The organism is Microcoleus sp. N9_A2, from assembly GCF_036701775.1.
Taxonomy (GTDB): domain Bacteria; phylum Cyanobacteriota; class Cyanobacteriia; order Cyanobacteriales; family Microcoleaceae; genus Microcoleus.
The window spans coordinates 1-18,854 of the sequence record NZ_JAUBRH010000002.1; the positions used below are offsets into that span (position 1 = coordinate 1).

At 45.4% G+C, this 18,854-nt stretch carries 14 protein-coding genes; 7 read left to right on the forward strand and 7 right to left on the reverse strand.

Features of this window, described 5'->3' with window-relative positions:
• Nucleotides 1-85: 85 nt before the first annotated feature.
• Both QUA44_RS01260 and QUA44_RS01265 read right to left on the reverse strand, forming a co-directional pair.
• Nucleotides 86-2,008: an efflux RND transporter periplasmic adaptor subunit gene (locus QUA44_RS01260; RefSeq protein ID WP_333247925.1), complete on the reverse strand. Its 1,923-nt coding sequence runs from the start codon at nt 2,006-2,008 to the stop codon at nt 86-88.
• 466 nt (nt 2,009-2,474) lie between these two features.
• Nucleotides 2,475-3,191: a DUF305 domain-containing protein gene (locus QUA44_RS01265; protein ID WP_333247923.1), complete on the reverse strand. Its 717-nt coding sequence runs from the start codon at nt 3,189-3,191 to the stop codon at nt 2,475-2,477.
• Nucleotides 3,192-3,382: 191 nt separating this feature from the next.
• On the opposite strand from QUA44_RS01265, the gene QUA44_RS01270 reads away from it, so the two are divergent.
• The 4 genes from QUA44_RS01270 (at nt 3,383) to gloA (ending at nt 6,624) form a co-directional block, all read left to right on the forward strand.
• The gene (locus tag QUA44_RS01270; protein ID WP_106150165.1) at nt 3,383-3,577 is read left to right on the forward strand and encodes a heavy-metal-associated domain-containing protein; all 195 of its coding nucleotides are present in this window, start codon (nt 3,383-3,385) and stop codon (nt 3,575-3,577) included.
• Between the two features lie 65 nt (nt 3,578-3,642).
• Complete coding sequence (locus tag QUA44_RS01275; RefSeq protein WP_333247921.1) at nt 3,643-5,898, forward strand: heavy metal translocating P-type ATPase; 2,256 nt, start codon at nt 3,643-3,645, stop codon at nt 5,896-5,898.
• Between the two features lie 19 nt (nt 5,899-5,917).
• Complete coding sequence (locus tag QUA44_RS01280; protein ID WP_333247919.1) at nt 5,918-6,154, forward strand: hypothetical protein; 237 nt, start codon at nt 5,918-5,920, stop codon at nt 6,152-6,154.
• Nucleotides 6,155-6,228: 74 nt separating this feature from the next.
• The gene (gene gloA / locus QUA44_RS01285) at nt 6,229-6,624 is read left to right on the forward strand and encodes a lactoylglutathione lyase (protein WP_333247917.1); all 396 of its coding nucleotides are present in this window, start codon (nt 6,229-6,231) and stop codon (nt 6,622-6,624) included.
• A gap of 176 nt (nt 6,625-6,800) precedes the next feature.
• On the opposite strand, the gene QUA44_RS01290 is transcribed toward gloA, so the two are convergent.
• Complete coding sequence (locus QUA44_RS01290) at nt 6,801-7,811, reverse strand: DUF459 domain-containing protein (protein ID WP_333247915.1); 1,011 nt, start codon at nt 7,809-7,811, stop codon at nt 6,801-6,803.
• A 5-nt stretch (nt 7,812-7,816) separates the two neighbouring features.
• The gene (locus QUA44_RS01295) at nt 7,817-9,232 is read right to left on the reverse strand and encodes an MBOAT family O-acyltransferase (RefSeq protein WP_333247913.1); all 1,416 of its coding nucleotides are present in this window, start codon (nt 9,230-9,232) and stop codon (nt 7,817-7,819) included.
• 275 nt (nt 9,233-9,507) lie between these two features.
• On the opposite strand from QUA44_RS01295, the gene QUA44_RS01300 reads away from it, so the two are divergent.
• On the forward strand, nt 9,508-12,471 hold the full coding sequence (locus tag QUA44_RS01300; RefSeq protein WP_333247911.1) for an AAA family ATPase: 2,964 nt from the start codon (nt 9,508-9,510) through the stop codon (nt 12,469-12,471).
• A 99-nt stretch (nt 12,472-12,570) separates the two neighbouring features.
• Here QUA44_RS01300 and QUA44_RS01305 read toward each other — a convergent pair whose 3' ends face one another.
• Nucleotides 12,571-12,801 carry a photosystem II protein, Psb35-related gene (locus QUA44_RS01305; protein ID WP_333214038.1) on the reverse strand — a complete coding sequence of 77 codons (231 nt, stop codon included), beginning with the start codon at nt 12,799-12,801 and terminating at the stop codon, nt 12,571-12,573.
• A gap of 426 nt (nt 12,802-13,227) precedes the next feature.
• On the opposite strand from QUA44_RS01305, the gene treS reads away from it, so the two are divergent.
• Nucleotides 13,228-16,608, forward strand: a complete 3,381-nt coding sequence (gene treS, locus QUA44_RS01310) for a maltose alpha-D-glucosyltransferase (protein WP_333247909.1) — start codon at nt 13,228-13,230, stop codon at nt 16,606-16,608.
• A gap of 204 nt (nt 16,609-16,812) precedes the next feature.
• On the opposite strand, the gene QUA44_RS01315 is transcribed toward treS, so the two are convergent.
• Together QUA44_RS01315 and QUA44_RS01320 are read right to left on the reverse strand one after the other, a co-directional pair.
• Nucleotides 16,813-17,133 carry a 2Fe-2S iron-sulfur cluster-binding protein gene (locus QUA44_RS01315; RefSeq protein WP_333247907.1) on the reverse strand — a complete coding sequence of 107 codons (321 nt, stop codon included), beginning with the start codon at nt 17,131-17,133 and terminating at the stop codon, nt 16,813-16,815.
• Between the two features lie 112 nt (nt 17,134-17,245).
• Complete coding sequence (locus QUA44_RS01320) at nt 17,246-17,893, reverse strand: sigma-70 family RNA polymerase sigma factor (RefSeq protein ID WP_333247905.1); 648 nt, start codon at nt 17,891-17,893, stop codon at nt 17,246-17,248.
• 222 nt (nt 17,894-18,115) lie between these two features.
• Between QUA44_RS01320 and QUA44_RS01325 the strand changes: the two genes are divergently transcribed.
• Entirely contained in the window at nt 18,116-18,844 is a 729-nt protein-coding gene (locus QUA44_RS01325) for a phage Gp37/Gp68 family protein (protein WP_333247903.1), read from the forward strand.
• Nucleotides 18,845-18,854: the final 10 nt, after the last annotated feature.

Below are 18,854 nucleotides of genomic sequence, written 5' to 3' on the forward strand. Positions count from 1 at the left end.
CGAAAAATCTTCTCTTCATCCCTTGGGTTTGTCTTGGCAATTAGAATAACTCCTTCCCCTACTTATTGAGCCGATACCAAAATTTTTAGTTTAAGCTCTTGGCTTCTGTCTCCTGACTTTTAACGCGATGGTTGTCATCCCGCAGTGACAATTCATCTACTGTACTCGCGTTTAATGTCGGTGCAGAAACCGAAAAATTATTGTTTCCAGAATCCGCTGCTATTGCTGGCAATTTGCGCCGATTTCCCCACAACACGCCGGCTGCAAAAGTCAGAGATGCGATCGCCAATCCTCCCCCGATTCCCGCCCACAAAGGCACGGGTAAATTATTAAAATTAACCTCTGTTGCTTTGGGAGTTGCCTCTTTCTTTTCCTCGCTTGTTGACGGATTGCTACCGCCTCGCAACGATTGTGCGTAAAGTTGAGGTGCGCGCTGTGTTACAATCAAATCTCCCTCGAATAAACCGCTCTTAATTTCAACTAAATCTCCGGCTGTTTGACCGAGTTCAACTTCAACCGCTTGATAAGCATCGCCATTTTTAACGTAAACTGTTTTTTTACCGCTAACATCCACTACCGCTGCGATCGGAATTGCTAAAACATTGGTAACATTTTTGTCGGTTAAAATCTCCAATTCCGCAAACTGTCCCGGCTTTAATTCGCCCTGACTATTATCTAGTTCTGCTTTGACTGGCACTACCCGCGTTTCTCCTTGCACGGATGAGCCAATTATGGTAATTTTTCCCTTGAAAGTCCGATCGCCCAAATTAGCAACTTTCACCCTGACTTCCTGGCCCTGTTTTACCTGATTCAGGTCTTTTTCGTAAATATTAGCTGTGGCAAAAACGCTGCTGTCATTTAAGAGAGTCATCAACGGTTTTTCAGCGCTTACGGACTCTCCTGGGGTGATTTCGCGATCGGCTACCGTGCCAGAAATCGGAGCGATAATAGTAACAAATCCTTTGTCATTGGCAATAGTTCCTAATTGTTGGAGCCGCGCTTGATAGGCTGCATCAGCCAAGCGAATCCGCGACTGAGCGACTTCCACGGCAGTTTTGGCGCGTTTGACTTGGTTCTCGGCTTCCAACGCTTCCCGGCGGCTCAAAGCCTTGGTAAGTTGAGCTTTTGCTTCTGCTGCTCTGCCTTGAGAATCGCGCAATTCCCGCATTGGCAGGTCTACTTCGGCTTGTTTGATTTCGGTTTCCGCTTTGATAACTTCGGGGCGGCTTTTTGCCTTCGCAACAGTGGCTTTTGCTTCGGCGAAGTGTGCTTGCGACTCTAGCATTGTACGCCGCGCGATCGCACCTGATGCAACTAACTCTCGATCGCGATCGAACTGTTCTTTAGCCACCGTTAATTCAGTTTCTGCTCGCGCTATTTCTGCTTGCGCTATTTCAACTTGACGCTGATAATTTTCTTTAGCAACTTTGACAACTGAACGCTTATTTACTAATTCTTGCTCTCGCTGGTACTGCTTAGTTACTGCTGTTAGTTGAGTTTTGGCTTGGGCGATTTCCGCTGCGGATATTTGAATTTGGCGATCGTAATTTTCTGTAGCTAGTTTCAAATCGCCTTGCGCTTGCTGCAAATCCGCCTCAGCTTCTGCTCGTTTCGAGAGAGATTCAACCCGCAACTGTCCTAATTCTGAACTAGACAAAACAGCAACCGGTTGATTTTTTGATACTTTGTCCCCAGGCTTAACTAGCAACTCTACCACTTTACCAGCAACCGGAGCAGTTACTTCTACCTTTTGGTTGGGCAAAGTTTCAATTTGTCCCGTAGTTTTGATGCCGATATCTAGTCGCTGGCGAGCCGCTGGGGAGACTTTAATTCCTAACCGTTTTGCTGTTTCGGCATCGACAGAAATAGCAGCAGGAGTTTGAGTTGTTTCGCCGCTTTGGTGAAATTCATTTCCGTGGCCAGCGTGGGCAAAAACTGCGGCGGGAGATGTGAAGAATGCAAGGGTGATAATTAACCCAGAAATTCGGCAGAGCTTTATTGGGGGCATGATTGAGTAGGGGCGAATCTGAACTCATATATCACTTTTGCAGATAAATATGAAATCAGGATGAAATCGGTTAAATAAACATTGTTTCTGTAGGGGCGGGTTCACCAACAATACCTGCCAATAATCCAATACAGTTCACTTAACACTATTTATGCCCCGGATATCCCCCTAAATCCCCCTTAAGAAGGGGGACTTTAAGAGCTTTCTTGTTCCCCCTTTTTTAAGGGGGGTTAGGGGGCATCTGTCTTAAGTGAACTGTATTGGCCAATAATCGACAATCTCAAAAACCCGCCCCCACCAAACGATCGATCACCATGTACATTTTTTGCATTTGATACAAATCAAGGTTGATTTAGGTTATCTGTGGTGTGAGTGAGGGCGGGTTTATCAAGATCATTTGTGGGAATTACATATTGTTTGTGAACCCGCCCCTACAGATTTTGGGATTAATGAATCCAACCATTTACTACTGTTTGTACCAAGCTTTGCGCCACTCTTTCATTGGCTGAATTTCTTGCTTTTGTGAAGTCAGAATCTCTTCAGATAATTTCTTCATTTCCGGCCTTTTTGACTTTTTCAAAGCATCTTCAGCCATCACCAAAGCTCCTTCGTGGTGGGGAATCATCGCATTGAGAAAACGCAAGTCAAATTGGTCGTCAGCAGCGCCTAAATCCATGCTCATCATCATGCTTTGCATTTGTTCGGGAGTCATTGCCATCATGTGACCCATTTGAGCGTGATAAGCCATTGGTGTATTGTCGGCTTTGGCATACCAAGCTTTTCGCCACTCTTTCATTTGATTGATTTCGCGGTTCTGAGCGGCAATCATCTCATTTGCTATTTTTTTCATTTCCGGGCGTTTGGATTTATTAAGTACCTCTTTCGCCATGTTTACAGCGCCTTGATGGTGTACTGTCATGCCATCAATAAATCGCAAATCGTAGTTGGCATCGGCCGGGCCTAAATCCATTGACATATTATGATTCATGCCGTGATTCATGCCACCCATGCCGCCTTGTGCCACGTCTTGCTTGTTGTTTGCTTCAGTTGCTGAGGCAACATTTGGTGCTTGAGTTTGGCTTGTAGGAGCTTTTGAACAAGCTGCAAGCAGTCCACTGGTTAAAACGGCTGTGGCGGTCAATGTCAGCGCTGCAAAGCCTGTTTTTAATGAAATTGATTTCATAGATTTTTTATCCTTAAAATTGCCATTTATATTCACATTGTCACATAGAGATGAAATTAGGATGAAATTTACAAAAATCTAAAATCTAGAATCTCAAATCTCAAATCGACTTGACTCTCCTGCTAACTGGAGACTATATAATAAAGTTAATTCATTGATTGAGCAGAGTAGTTTCTGCTGAGGTTCAAATTATGACTCTACAGCTAAAAGTTCCCAAAATGGCTTGTTCGGCTTGTGTGAATACAATAACCAAAGCAGTCCAAGCCATTGACTCAGCCGCCACTGTTGAGGCGGATGTCAAGACAAAATTGGTCACTGTTCAAACCGCTAAATCGGAAAGTGATGTTAGGGATGCGATCGCATCTGCTGGCTATCCAGTCAGTTGACAGTTGACAGTTGACAGTTGACAGTTGATAGTTGCAAGGAAATTGTCGAACTTAGGAGGGCATTTATGGACAATCTCACACTTAAATTGCGGGGCATGAGTTGTGCTTCTTGTGCTTCTTCTATTGAAGAAGCAATCCAATCTGTTCCCGGCGTAATTGAGTGCAGTGTCAATTTTGGAATGGAACAAGCAGCTATCCAATACGACTCTAAGCAAACCAACTTAGCAACAATTCAATCGGCTGTTGATGCGGCGGGATACGAAGCTTTGCCGCTGCAAGAAATGGCGGCGGCAGAGGATGATGCAGAAAAAGCCGATCGCAAATCTGAATCTCAAACCTTGCAGCGGAAACTCTGGACAGCAGGTATCATCAGCATCCTGCTAGTTGTGGGCGCTATTCCAGCGATGACCGGCTTGCACCTGCCATTTATTCCCGCGTGGCTGCACAATTATTGGCTGCAATTAGTCCTGACCTCACCCGTACAATTTTGGTGCGGGAAATCGTTTTATGTGGGAGCTTGGAAATCCCTAAAACGGCGGGTGGCGACAATGGATACCCTGATTGCCTTGGGTACGAGTGCTGCTTACTTTTATTCTGTATTTGTGACATTTTCCCCCGGTTTATTCACCGCCAAAGGTTTAAATTCTGGCGTTTACTACGAAGTTGCCGCTAGCGTTGTCGCCTTAATTTTGTTGGGGAAAACCCTAGAAAATCGCGCGAAGGGAGAGACTTCCGAAGCCATTCGCAAACTCATGGGTTTGCAAGCAAAAACTGCTCGGATAATTCGCAACGGGGAAGAGTTGGAAGTGCCGATCGCCCAAGTGGAAATTGGCGATGTCGTGCAGGTGCGGCCGGGAGAGCAAATCCCCGTAGATGGAGATGTTATTGAAGGCTCTTCCACAGTAGACGAAGCAATGGTTACGGGAGAAAGTTTGCCCGTTAAAAAGCAGCTTGGCAACGAAGTTATCGGAGCCACAATTAACAAAACTGGCAGTTTCAAGTTTCGGGCGACAAGAGTTGGCCATGAGACATTTTTAGCTCAAATTGTCAAGATGGTGCAGGACGCACAGGGGTCAAAAGCACCGATCCAAAAGTTAGCCGACCAAGTGACTGGTTGGTTTGTTCCTGTAGTAATTGCCGTCGCTTTAGCTACTTTTATTATCTGGTTTAACGCGACGGGAAACTTCACTCTAGCCACAGTGACAATGGTGGAAGTGCTGATTATTGCCTGTCCCTGTGCTTTGGGTTTGGCGACTCCGACTGCTGTGATGGTGGGAACTGGGAAAGGTGCAGAAAATGGGATTTTAATTAAAGGAGCCGAGAGTTTAGAATTGGCTCATAAAATCCAAATTATCGTGTTAGATAAAACTGGAACTCTCACAGAAGGCAAGCCGACGGTAACTGATTTTGTGACAATTAAAGGAACGGCGAACAGCAATGAGTTAAAGTTGCTGCAATTGGCGGCGTCTGTCGAGCGAAATTCCGAGCATCCTTTGGGGGAAGCTGTTGTGAGGTACGCTCAATCTCAAGAGGTTAATTTGACGGATGTTAAGGATTTTGAGGCGATCGCCGGGAGTGGTGTTCGAGGGGTTGTAGGCGGAAAGTCGATCGCCCTGGGAACCCTCCGATGGATGCAGGAAATGGGCTGCGATACTGAATATCTGGAACTGCGGGCGAGAGCTTTGGAAGTTTCGAGCAAAACGGTGGTTTGGATGGCTGTAGAGGGCAAAATTGAGGCAATTATGGGCATTGCTGATGCCCTCAAACCGTCGTCAGCGCAGGCGGTGAAAGCGCTGCAAAAACTCGGTTTGGAGGTGGCGATGCTGACTGGGGATAATCGCGCGACTGCGGAGTCGATCGCCCAATCCGTGGGCATTACTCGCGTTTTTGCCGAAGTTAGACCAGACCAAAAAGCAGCTAAAATCCAAGCGCTGCAAGGGGAAGGCAAGATTGTCGCGATGGTGGGAGACGGGATTAACGACGCGCCGGCTTTGGCCTTAGCAGATGTGGGAATTGCGATCGGTACCGGTACAGATGTGGCGATCGCAGCCAGCGACATTACCTTAATTTCAGGAGATTTGCAAGGCATAGTTACAGCAATTCAACTTTCGCGGGCCACCATGCGGAACATCCGCGAAAATCTGTTTTTTGCGTTTATTTACAACATCGCTGGAATACCGATCGCGGCGGGCATTTTGTTCCCCATGTTTGGCTGGCTGCTAAATCCAATTATCGCTGGTGCAGCAATGGCTTTCAGTTCAGTATCTGTAGTTACTAATGCTTTGCGATTGCGGAATTTTAACCCAAAATCTATTGCCTAAATTTGGAGGAATTAGAAAAATGCTACACCATCGTCAAATTTTGGGAATTCTCGCGAGTTTAGGACTTGTGATGGGAATGGCATCGGGAGTTCAAGCTTCCGAACAGTCCGTCCAGCATCCTACTTCAACGAATCAATTCCGCAGCATTGAACAGCCGTTAAGTTTAAAAATTGGCGTAACAGCAGGGGGATTGACATTAATTGGTTTAGAACTGTGGTGGTTTTTGTTCAGTAAAAAGCAAGCTAAAACCAGGTAAACTTTGCCGATGCGGTTTTTTCCAGCAAGATATCGCTAAAATTGAGGAAGCTTAAAAAATTTGGAGTGAGCTAAATGCAACTATTACACACGATGCTCCGAGTCGGCAACCTGGAAGAATCCCTCAAATTTTACACCGAGGTTCTGGGCATGAAATTGCTGCGACAAAAAGAGTATCCAGACGGTAAATTTACTCTGGCTTTTGTTGGCTACGGCGACGAATCAGACACTACTGTTTTGGAATTAACATATAACTGGGGCGTCGCAGAGTACAATTTGGGGGATGCTTACGGTCATATTGCGATCGGCGTTGACGACATTTACGGTACTTGCGAAGAAATTAAAGCCCGCAGCGGTAAAGTTATTCGGGAACCCGGCCCAATGAAGCACGGTTCAACTGTCATCGCTTTTGTGCAAGATCCAGATGGATATAAAGTGGAATTAGTTCAATTGGAAAATCCACGCGACTAGAAAAAAACCGGGTTTCTGCGATAATTTTGGCATCCATCGAAACTTGGTGAAGAAACCCGGTTTCTGACTCACGCGACTAGAAAGAAACCGGGTTTCTGCGATAATTTTGGCATCCTCATCGAGACTTGGTGAAGAAACCCGGTTTCTGACTCCCAATGGGAACCAATTATTAAAGTTTAGGGTTTCTTTTTGGGAGATTTGGGAGATGGGGGAGATTTTAAGATTTTGTCCGCGACCATTTTGTCAGCAATTAAATCGCCGATAATTCTAGCACCGTGGGAAGTAAAGTGCACGCCATCATTAGCTTTGACATATCCTCGCTTCCCGGATTTGTCAGCAACTATAGGAACAAATTTTCCGGCATTTGCAAAAGTGTCCCAAGTAGAAATAAATTCGAGTTTGGCTGAAGAATTGCTGGCATTTTTATAAATATCGTTCATAATGGGAAAAGCTTTGACATACAAAGATTTCTTAGGTATGGATTGACCGATCCAATACACTTTTCTCACGGATGACGAATCCAGTAACTTGGCATATTTTTCAACTCTTTCTTGATAAGCTTTTTGCCATTCTTTGCTCAGAACAGCCCAGGCTTTTCCTTGAAAATCTGTGATATTTTGAGGGTCATTGGCTCCGAACAAAACTATCACTACATCCGGCTGGTAATTATTAAGAATTTGGCGAGTTCTGGCATACCAGTCATAATAATCTATCCGATTTAATCCGGTCGAAACCTTGTAGTCTATTTTCGTATCGGCGATATTGTATTTTTTCTTAAGAGTGTACTGGAGTTGAATTCCTAAGTCGAACATTACGGAATCTCCAATAAATAAAAATTTGCGATAAGGTATGGTAAGTTTGGGTTTAGCTGGGGTTGGTTTTTTAGCTGGGGTTGGTTTTTTAGAATTAGCAGGCTTTGGGGGTTCAACAGCCACTTTTATTTCGGTTTTGACAGGAGGAATTTCTGGTTCTTTGGGGAGGCTATCGAAGTTAATATCTTTAATTTTGCTCCAAAAATCTTGTTCGTATTTTCGCAAACCGTTTATTTCTATATTGCCTGCGGCTTGTTTGATTTCGGGACTGGCGAAAGGAGTTGAAGCAAAGCTTTTTAGAAATAATGATAAGTTGGAAAATATTAAAGTGAGAATTACAGAAGTAACAATTAGCAAAATTTCCCGGTCTTTCATATTTCTTAGAAATTAAAGTAAATAAAAGGCGGAACGGTACTCGGCCCCAACATCAAAATAGTATACATGAGCAGCGAAACTAAGACAACCCGAAAGAAAATGTTTTTTAATGACAATACGGTTTGCAATAGTTGGGAGATGCGATCGCCCCACAAGTTCATCGCGCCGATGACTGCAATTACTAAATACAATTGCCAAAAGTTAAATTGAAAAGTTGCGACGGCAGGATGGAAAATTCCTTGAAAAAAACTCATCGCTGTTTCCCAGTTGGGAGTGCCGAAAAATACCCAGCTACAAGTAACAAAACTAAATGTTAACAACCAACTGAAAAATTTAGCAAATCTGGGAAAGGCGTAGTTTAATTTAAAGTGGATAGCTTGGGGGATATCTTTACATAAATGGTTGACAATTAATCCTAAACCGTGAATGGCTCCCCAGAAAATAAAGTTTAAACCTGCGCCGTGCCAAAATCCGCCGATCGCCATTGTCATCAGTAAATTTACGTACTTCCTCAACTTGCCGTATTTGTTGCCGCCAAAGGGAAAATAAACGTAATCCCTCAACCACTCGGAAAGACTGATGTGCCACCTTTTCCAAAATTCTTGCAAGCTGAGCGATCGGTATGGCATATTAAAGTTGGCAATGGGTTTAAAACCCAGCAAACAGGAGATGCCGTTGGCTAAATCTGAATAGCCGCTGAAATCTACGTAAATTAAACAGGAATATGAAATTGCCGCGAGGATTAAATCGATGCTGCTGTACTGCTGGGGGACTTTGAATGGCAAGTCAGTGAAGTTAAACAAAAAGCTGGCTAAAGTATATTTTTTGAATAGTCCAGACAAAATCAAAACTATAACTTCTTCAATTTGATAGTCGTATTTTCTCGGTGAATTTAGCTGCAAGTAAAATTCGCGAGCTCGCGAGATTGGCCCGGAGGCAATTTGCGGAAAGTAGGTAATGTAGGCGGCATAGTCTATAAATTTTGGACAGGGGATTTTTTGCTGGTAGCAGTCGATTAAATGAGAAATCATTCTAAAAGTGTAGAAAGACACGCCGACGGGGGCGATTATTTGCAAAACTGGAAAGTTGGCTGGAATTTGTAGCTGGTTCAATACCTCAAATAAAGAAGTTACAAAGAAGTTGCAATATTTAAAGATGCCGAGATTGGCAATGTTGAAAATTATGCCCCAGATTAAAGCAAGTTTTTTATATGTGCTGTTGCAGACAGCCCGGAGAATGATATAATTGAAAGCCGTAGCTAAAACGAGCAGCAAGAGAAAGTCAAAACTCCAAAAGGAATAAAATAATAAACTGGAAACTAACAAGACAATTTTATACAAACCGACTTGGGGTTTCACAGAGACGATCGCGCTAAAAACAATTAGGAAAAAAACTAGAAATTGGTAAGTGGGAAATAGCATAAATCTCAGCCGATAAAAAATCTTGTTTCGGGCAATATTTTTATAAGTACGGCCAGCCAACCTATCCCGAAGGGAATGGCCAGAGTCGGTCTGAACGCACCAAATTTCGGGGCGGATTGCGGACTGTAAGCTTTTGCAAGAGGTCAATTAGGTTATAACTTCCGCCTTAGTTAACCGCACTCATAAATTCATAATCCTGTTTAAAGATTATGATGGTTATGAGACGATGTATTAACTGATAACAACAGGCATCCCCTTGATTGCGAGGAACCAACGTGCAGCCAACAGACCCTAGCAAATTTACAGATCAAGCCTGGGAAGCCATTGTCAAATCCCAGGATGTAGCCCGCCGCTTTGCCAATCAGCAGCTAGAGGTTGAACATTTAGCGATCGCCATTCTCGAACAGCTTGCGACAGCAAACACCATTCTCAGCTTGGCTGGGGTAGATGTCACCCGCTTGGCCCAACTGTTAGATGCTTTTGCCAAACGACAGCCCAGAGTTGCCAACGCTGACCAACTATACCTCGGTCGCGGCTTAGAAGTGATGTTAGATGTTGCCGAGGCCACCAGAGCGACTTGGCAAGATAATTTTATCGCGGTTGAACATTTATTAATTGGCTTAGTAGAAGACGAACGAGTCGGCCGCAGGTTGCTGACAAAAGGCGACGGCCCGCCTGGCCGGCCCGGTTACGATCGCAAACCTCCAGCCGGTACGCTCGATCGACCAAAACTCGAAGAAGCCATCAAATCTTTCCGCGCCACTGCTAAAACCCAAGAAAAAAATTCCGAAACCGCGAAAAGCAGCCTCCGCAACGCTAAAGCCCAAGATCAAGATGGCGAAGCTAACTCCGACGCCCTCAGCAAATACGGCCGCGATTTGACAGAAGCCGCCAAAGCCGGCAAACTCGACCCAGTAATCGGCCGCGACGAGGAAATCCGCCGCGTGGTACAAGTTCTTTCCCGTCGGCAAAAAAACAATCCGGTGTTAATTGGCGATCCCGGAGTCGGAAAAACTGCGATCGCCGAAGGTTTAGCCCAGCGAATTGTCAACGGCGACGTACCGGAATCTTTGAAAAATCGCCAGCTATTTAGCCTCGACATGGGCAGTTTAATTGCTGGGGCAAAATTCCGGGGCGAATTTGAAGAACGATTGCGGTCTGTTCTGCGGGAAGTCATCGATTCCGACGGGCAAATTGTCCTATTTATTGACGAATTGCACACCGTTGTCGGCACCGGCGGCGGTGGCAGTTCCGGTTCGGGAATGGATGCGGGAAATTTGTTAAAACCAATGTTGGCCAGAGGCGAATTGCGCTGCATCGGCGCTACAACTCTTGATGAATTCCGCAAGAATATTGAAAAAGATCCTGCACTGGAACGCCGATTTCAACAAGTATTTGTCGGCGAGCCCAGCGTTGAAGATACTGTTTCGATTTTGCGCGGATTGAAAGACCGTTACGAACGCCACCACGGGGTAAAAATTACTGATTCGGCCCTGGTAGCTGCTGCAACTTTGTCTTTTCGCTATATTTCCGATCGATTTTTGCCGGACAAGGCGATCGACCTCGTAGATGAAGCGGCCGCCCACTTGAAAATGGAGATTACCTCTAAACCTGTGGAATTAGAAGGCATCGACCGCCGGGTGATGCAGTTGGAAATGGAAAAATTGTCGATCGAAGGGGAAGGAAAAGGTGCTCTCGCCCCTGGGCTCGGCTTCCGCGTCGAACGCATCACCTCTGAGATTGACATTTTAAAAGTCAAGCAGGAAAAATTGTCCTCTCAGTGGTTGGGCGAAAAGCAGTTGTTGGATGCAATCAATAAATTGAAAGCAGAAGAAGACCAATTGCGAGTGCAAATTGAACAAGCAGAAAGGGCTTACGATTTGAATAAAGCCGCACAGTTAAAGTACGGCAAGTTGGAAACTGCGGTGCGCGATCGCGAAGCCAAAGAAGCGGAACTTTTGAAACAGCAAGCTCAAGGTTCTTCCCTGCTGCGCGAAAAAGTTACTGAGGGCGATATTGCGGAAATTGTCGCTAAATGGACGGGCATTCCGGTTAACCGGTTGTTAGAGTCCGAACGCCAAAAATTGCTGCAATTGGAAAAACACTTGCACCAAAAAGTCATCGGTCAAGAGGAAGCTGTAACAGCCGTGGCGGCGGCAATCCGGCGCGCTAGGGCGGGGATGAAAGATCCGGGGAGACCGATCGGCTCTTTCTTGTTTATGGGCCCGACAGGCGTCGGAAAAACAGAGTTAGCGCGGGCGTTGGCGGAGTTTTTGTTTGACAGCGATGATGCGATCGTCCGCATCGATATGTCGGAATACATGGAGAAACACAGCGTTTCTCGGTTGGTAGGAGCACCCCCCGGATATGTCGGTTACGATGAAGGGGGACAACTTTCGGAAGCAGTGCGGAGACATCCTTATTCGGTAGTGCTGTTTGACGAAGTGGAAAAAGCGCACCCGGACGTATTTAACATTTTGCTGCAAGTGTTGGATGACGGCAGAATTACCGATTCTCAAGGTCGAGTGGTTGACTTTAGAAATACCGTAATTGTGATGACTAGCAATATCGGCAGCGACCACATTTTAGACGTGTTTACTAAGAAGGAAAAAACCGTCAAAAAACCTGCTAGCCGGAAGCAGGAACCGAAGGAGGTATCAATTCCCAAGACAGATTATAAAGTTGCTGATGATGGTACTGTCGAGGTGTCAGCCCAGCGAGTCGATGTTGACAGTGAAGGTAAGACGGAAAGTAAGATTGAAAGTAAGTCTGAAAACAAGTCTGACAATGAAAAATCCTTGACTCAAGAACGGGAGACAGACGAAGAGTACGACCAAATGTTAAAACGGGTGATGACTGCTTTGCGATCGCACTTTCGCCCCGAATTTCTCAATCGGGTGGACGAGATCATTTTGTTCCACACTTTGAGCAAGATCGAATTGCGACAAATCGTCACCATTCAAGTGAAGCGGATCGAGCGTTTGTTGGCCGAGCAAAAAATTACTTTGGAACTGTCGGATGCGGCGAAAAACCATATCACAGATGTCGGTTACGACCCGGTTTACGGCGCTCGTCCCTTGAAACGCGCCATCCAGCGGGAGCTGGAAAACCCGCTGGCTAACAAGATTCTGGAAAATGCGTTTGTGGAGGGCGATACAATTGCGATCGACTGTGAAAATAACACTTTGCAATTTCGCAAAAAAGACTCTCTCCCCGCGCTGATAGGTAACAGTTTGTAGTTGCCGAATAGTTAGGAACAGGCAAGATGCCTGTTCCACAAACAATCAATTTTCTTGTGGATCAGGCATCCTGCCTGTTATTAAAAATGGTGAAATATGTCAAGAATTAGACATGGTGCGGCTACCATAGGCATCCATGCTGTAGGCAGGAACGCGAACGCTGTAATCCATCTCTGTTGCTGTGATTGCTACAGCCAATTTTTCAAAAGATTCATCGTTCCAATTCCGCTCGTGGATGGGCTTTGACTGTTCCCCGAGGAAATATGCTTGAGTGCCAATTACTGAGGCCGCGACCCAACCGACGATTAAAAGAGCGATTACAATAGCCATATTTGCTTTTTCCTTAACTTTTGTTGCTTTATGTAAACTAATGTAACGAAAATTAGTAATCAACGTCAAGGTACTGTAATGTCGTGGCAACCGTCCGGCAGGTAGTAAATACCGCATTGACGGAACCGGGAGAGGGGAAGAAGGAGACAGAGCGAGAGTATGTAGGGTGGGCACTACCGCGCATCGGTAGATAGCACAGTACCCGGATTGTGAACTGTATCCGAAATAGCAAAACAGATTGTGGATTTTTAATCGTTAAGAAATTATAAGTTTTGCGTTAATAAATTACGATTAAAACTCTGCCGCTCGTATGAGGAATTGCGGCAAAATTATGAGTTATGATTTATCAGTTTGGATGGGAACTAACAAATCCCAATCACCAAATTTTAAGTACAAATTACCAATGACCAATTATCGCTACAAATCATGCCCAACTCAATGTTAAATGACGACCCGTTGTGGTTCAAAGACGCGATTATTTACGAAGTACCAGTTCGGGCTTTTGCCGACAGCAATGCAGACGGGATAGGCGACTTTAGAGGACTGACAGAAAAACTGGATTACCTGCAAAACTTGGGAGTAACAGCAATTTGGGTACTGCCATTTTTTCCCTCGCCGCTCCGAGACGACGGCTACGATACATCTCACTATACTACCGTCAACCCGATTTACGGCACATTAGAGGATTTTAAAGACCTTTTAGAAGCCGCGCACCAGCGGGGAATTCGAGTCATTATTGAGTTAATTGTCAACCACACTTCCGACCAGCACGCTTGGTTTCAGCGATCGCGCCGCGCCCCAAAAGGCAGTAACGAAAGAGATTTTTATGTCTGGAGCGACACGCCGGAAAAATATCAAGATGCTCGAATTATTTTCCAAGATTTTGAAACATCTAATTGGGCTTGGGATGCGGTAGCAAAAGCTTATTACTGGCACCGTTTTTATTCCCACCAACCTGATTTGAATTACGACAATCCGGCCGTCCGCCAAGCCATCTTAGATGTGGTAGATTTCTGGTTGGCACTGGGAGTAGACGGACTTCGCATGGATGCGGTGCCTTACCTGTACGAGCGCGAAGGTACTAACTGCGAAAACCTGCCAGAAACTCACGTATTCCTGAAGCAATTGCGGCAGCACGTAGATGAGAAATTCCCGAACCGGATGCTGCTTGCTGAGGCGAATCAGTGGCCGGAGGATGCGGTTGAATATTACGCTGCTGGCGATGAATGTCACATGAACTTTCATTTTCCGCTGATGCCGCGTTTATTTATGGCTTTGCACATGGAAGATAGCTTCCCAATTAGCGACATTCTCCAGCAAACTCCACATATTCCCAATAATTGTCAGTGGGCTTTATTTTTGCGGAATCACGATGAATTGACGCTGGAAATGGTGAGTGATGAAGACCGAGATTATATGTATCGGGTTTACGCTCAAGACACTCAGGCAAGAATTAATTTGGGTATCCGCCGCCGCTTGGCTCCGCTGATGGGAAATAACCGCCGCCGCATCGAGTTGATGAATGCTTTGCTGCTGTCTCTTCCGGGTACGCCGGTGCTTTACTACGGCGATGAAATTGGCATGGGAGACAATATCTATTTGGGCGATCGCAACGGGGTGAGAACTCCGATGCAGTGGAGTGGCGATCGCAATGCCGGTTTCAGCCGTGCTAACCCCCAGCGGCTTTACGCACCGCCAATTGTTGACCCAGAATATCACTACGAATCTATTAACGTGGACGCGCAGCGGGCGAATCCGAGTTCTCTTTGGTGGTGGATGAAACGCCTGATTGCAATTCGGCAGCGGTTCCAAGCATTCGGCCGCGGAACTTGCGAGTTTCTGTACCCGGAAAACCGCAAAGTTTTAGCTTTTGTACGCACTTATCAAGACGAACACATCCTCGTAGTGGCTAATTTGTCGCGCTTCGTGCAGACGGCAGAATTAGACCTTTCGCCCTTTAAAGGTGCTGTTCCAGAGGAGATTTTCGGCCGCACTGAGTTTCCGGCGGTTGGCGAGCATCCTTACTTTTTGAGCTTGAGCCCTCACACGTTTTACTGGTTTACTCTTAGTGCTAAACACGAAGAGTTTTCGCTGCACGGTGTTCCCACAGACTTGCCTACTTTGGCGGTGATAGGCAATTGGAAAACTGCTTTTGCTACAACTCAGTTAAGCGATATGCTGCTTAATCTTTTGCCGGGATACCTGCGGCGCAATCGCTGGTTTAGCGGTACAGACAGGACAATTCAATCATTAGAAATAAGTGAGGTTGTGCCTGTTGAATGTAAAGATAGTGCGGGGGAGGAAACTCAAGTTTACATTCTGTTTTTGCTGTTGAATTATACTGAAGGTATGCCGGAAACTTACGTTTTGCCTTTAGGTTGGGAAGAGATAAAAAGCGATGTGGACGATCGGGCGATCGCGCGCCTGCACTTCCCAGAAACCAAAAAGGAAGTCGGGGTACTATTTGATGCTGCAGGGGACAAAGGTTTTCTGAGCGCGCTGCTGGGGGCGATCGCCAATTCTCGCAGTTACAGAGGTGCTGGAGGTCAACTGGTAGGAATTGCCGACAGTTCATTCAACTCAGAACAAGATTTATCGCAGCTCGACCCTCACCTGTTCAAAAAAGAACAAAGCAATACATCCGCAGGTTACGGCGACCGCTTCGTCCTGAAAATATTGCGAAAAGTCGAGGAAGGAATCAACCCCGAATTAGAAATCGGACGCTTTTTAACAGAGCGCAACTCGATCCAACACTACGCTCCAATTGCCGGAGCATTGGAATATCACACACCAGCCAAACAAGTCCTTACAGTCGGAATCCTACAAAAATTAATCCCCGACAGCGTAGATGCTTGGTCTTATACATTAGACACACTGCGCGACTATTTCGAGCAAGTAATGACAGTAGAAGCAAAGCATTCTAGCGAGAATTTATCTACTGCCCCGGAAAATTATTTGCCGAACGCTTTGACCGGACAAACCCAGCGGCAGCCAAACTCGCTAGTAGCGGATTTATCCCTAGAAATTCCGCCATTAGCTCGCGAACTGATCGGCTCTTACTTAGCATCAGCCGAACTTTTAGGTAAGCGGACAGCCGAACTTCATCTCGCTTTAGCTTCTGACACAGAAAATCCCGCTTTTGCCCCAGAAAACTTCACCTCCTTTTACCAGCGTTCCATCTATCAACACATGAGAAACCTGGCCGGAAGAACTTTGCTGGATCTAAAAAAACGACTGTCCAAACTGCCGCCAGAAATACAAAAATCGGCGCAAAAGCTCCTCAACCGCGAAGATTTGCTCATGGAACGTTTCAAGTCTATTTTGAACTTGAGAATCACGGCCGATAGAATTCGCTGTCACGGGGACTTTCATTTCGGGCAAGTTCTTTATACAGGTAAAGACTTCGTAATTATTGATTTCGGAGGAGAACGCGATCGACCCTTAAGCGAGCGGCGGATGAAGAGGTCGCCGCTGCGAGATGTTGCGGGAATGCTGCAATCTTTGAGTTACGCTGTTACTTTGGCACTCCGCAATGAAGTAGAAAGTGGCATGATTCGCCCTGAAAATCTCCCGGAGATGCAGCAGTGGGCGAACGTTTGGCACCGCTGGGTCAGCCTCACTTTTCTTAACAGCTATTTGGTAACAGCAGCCGATGCAAGTTTCTTGCCCAAATCTATACCGGAACTACAAGTTTTGCTGGATGCTTACATTTTGGAAAAAGCGGTTGCCGAACTGGCATACGAACTCAATTACCGCTTGGATTGGGCGGAAATTCCACTGAAGCGGATTCTACAGTTGCTAAATTAATAAGGGCGGGTTTATCTATACTCGTTAGGGTGCGTGACTTTCTAGCCACTCAAGTGTCAGCGAGATGCTGGAGAGTCACGCACCTTACACCATACCCAATCTACTTTGATAACGATTTGATCGGCGAATATAATTCGCTTTTCTACAAACAAATTACGCGCCCAGCGAGGCTAGAAGAAAAAATGGTAAAAAACTGATTTCCTATTACTTAAAATAAAGAGCGGTTTGATATAAAACTTGTTCTTGATGAGTTAACAAAGTGCAGTCAGAAAGCGGGTAAGCCACACAAGTAACAGCATAGCCAGCTTGCAATTCTGACGGCTTCAAAAACTTTTGTTCGCTTTGATCGATTTCACCGCTCAGCAGTTTGACAACGCAAGCAGAACACTCTCCTTGCTTGCATCCATTCGGCAAGCGGATGCCGGCATCTTCTGCCATATCTAAGATATACTGGTCGTCTGGTACTGCGATCGTGCGATCGAGCGCGAGATCCTCATTCACCAACCGAACTTGATAAACAGCCATTTTTTTCTTATTCCTCGCTAAAGGGCGGGTTTACGATGCTTTTAGTCCTAGCAAATATTTCGGGTAAAACCCGCCCTTACAACTAGAAAGGGCGGATTTATATCGTGTATATCTAGACAAGTGCTTCTTGATAATCGAGATTTTCATCTAGATAAATAGCCCGAATATCCTCCGGCAAGTTGGATTCTAAACTTTGATATCCTTTTTGCAGCAAAGCCTTTACCTGAGCGGGGGAAATAGCTTCGCCTTCTGCTTGCAAATAAGCTGCAATTCTAGTTTCGCTCCAGCGGAAAGTCTGAGCCATCAGCACCACTAAACGCGGCAGCGGCGCTAACAATTCCAAGGCTTGTTTGACGTAACACCACAGGGGAGGCGGAGCCGATTGCAAAGAGTAGTGAATCGACTCAACAGGGGGCAATTCAGCTTGATTTATGCAGACAGCGGTGACATTAATCAGCCAGTTTTGGAGACTGAGATTTCCGCCATCAGACTCTTGGATCTCGCGGCGCAAGTCGAGGCCTCGCAGTTCGTGATAGATGTGCAGCCAAGTGTGGGCGAACAGGTAATCGCCTTGTACGGGCGATCGCACCGAATGGCGAATCAGGGAGTGTACAATTTGAGCGTAGCGGCAAAAAATTGCAGTGAAGAACCTACCCTGATCGGGATGGTTTTGGAACAGGGTCAATAATTCCTGATCGCTGTGATGGAACAGGGATTTAACCACAGGATGGTTGAGTTCTGAAAAAACAGGTGTTTGCACAATTGTTCTGGAAAGGTTTTGGGAATAAATGCTGGTGCAGCATGATTCTACACTACGATCTACAGTTCATGCAACTGCTTAAAACTTGTTGATATTTACGTCAAATTAATTATATAATAGAGTTGTAGGCGATGCTGCATCAATCTAAATTGATACATATAAACTTTATGTATCCACCGCACATCAAAAGATAATTTATTGTTTCAAGGGTAAGATTCTTGTATGTCTAGCATTAATACTGGTATCGAATGGTGCGATCGCACATGGAATCCCACAACTGGCTGCGATAAAGTCAGTCCCGGCTGCACTCATTGTTATGCAGAAGCATTAACAAAGCGTTTCCATACTAATTTTCCTAATGGGTTTACTTTTCAAGAACACCCCAAGCGTTTGAACGAACCTAGAGGTTGGCGAAAGCCCAGTCGTATCTTTGTTAATTCAATGAGCGATTTGTTCCATGAAGATATTTCTCTTGATTTTTTGAAACAAGTCTTTGATGTAATGCGTGAAACTCCTCACCACATTTATCAAATCCTTACCAAGCGAGATAAACGTTTAGTAGAGTTAGCCCCTCAACTTGAATGGTCTGATAATATTTGGATGGGAGTTTCTGTTGAAAATCAAAACTACGTTAACAGGATTGACTGTTTGCGACAAGTACCTGCAAAAGTCAGATTCCTATCATGCGAACCGCTTTTAGGTGCTTTGGAGCTTGATTTAAAAGGCATTCATTGGGTAATAGTTGGCGGAGAATCTGGACAAAAACACCGTCCGATGCAGGTAGAATGGGCGCAAAGTATTAGGGATCAGTGTCAGGAGGCTGGAGTCGCGTTTTTCTTCAAGCAATGGGGAGGTAGAACACCTAAAGCTGCTGGGAGACTTCTCGATGATAAAATTTGGGATGAGATGCCAAAAGCTGAGAATAAACAGAGACAAAAATTGCTTAGATGATCGAAGATGA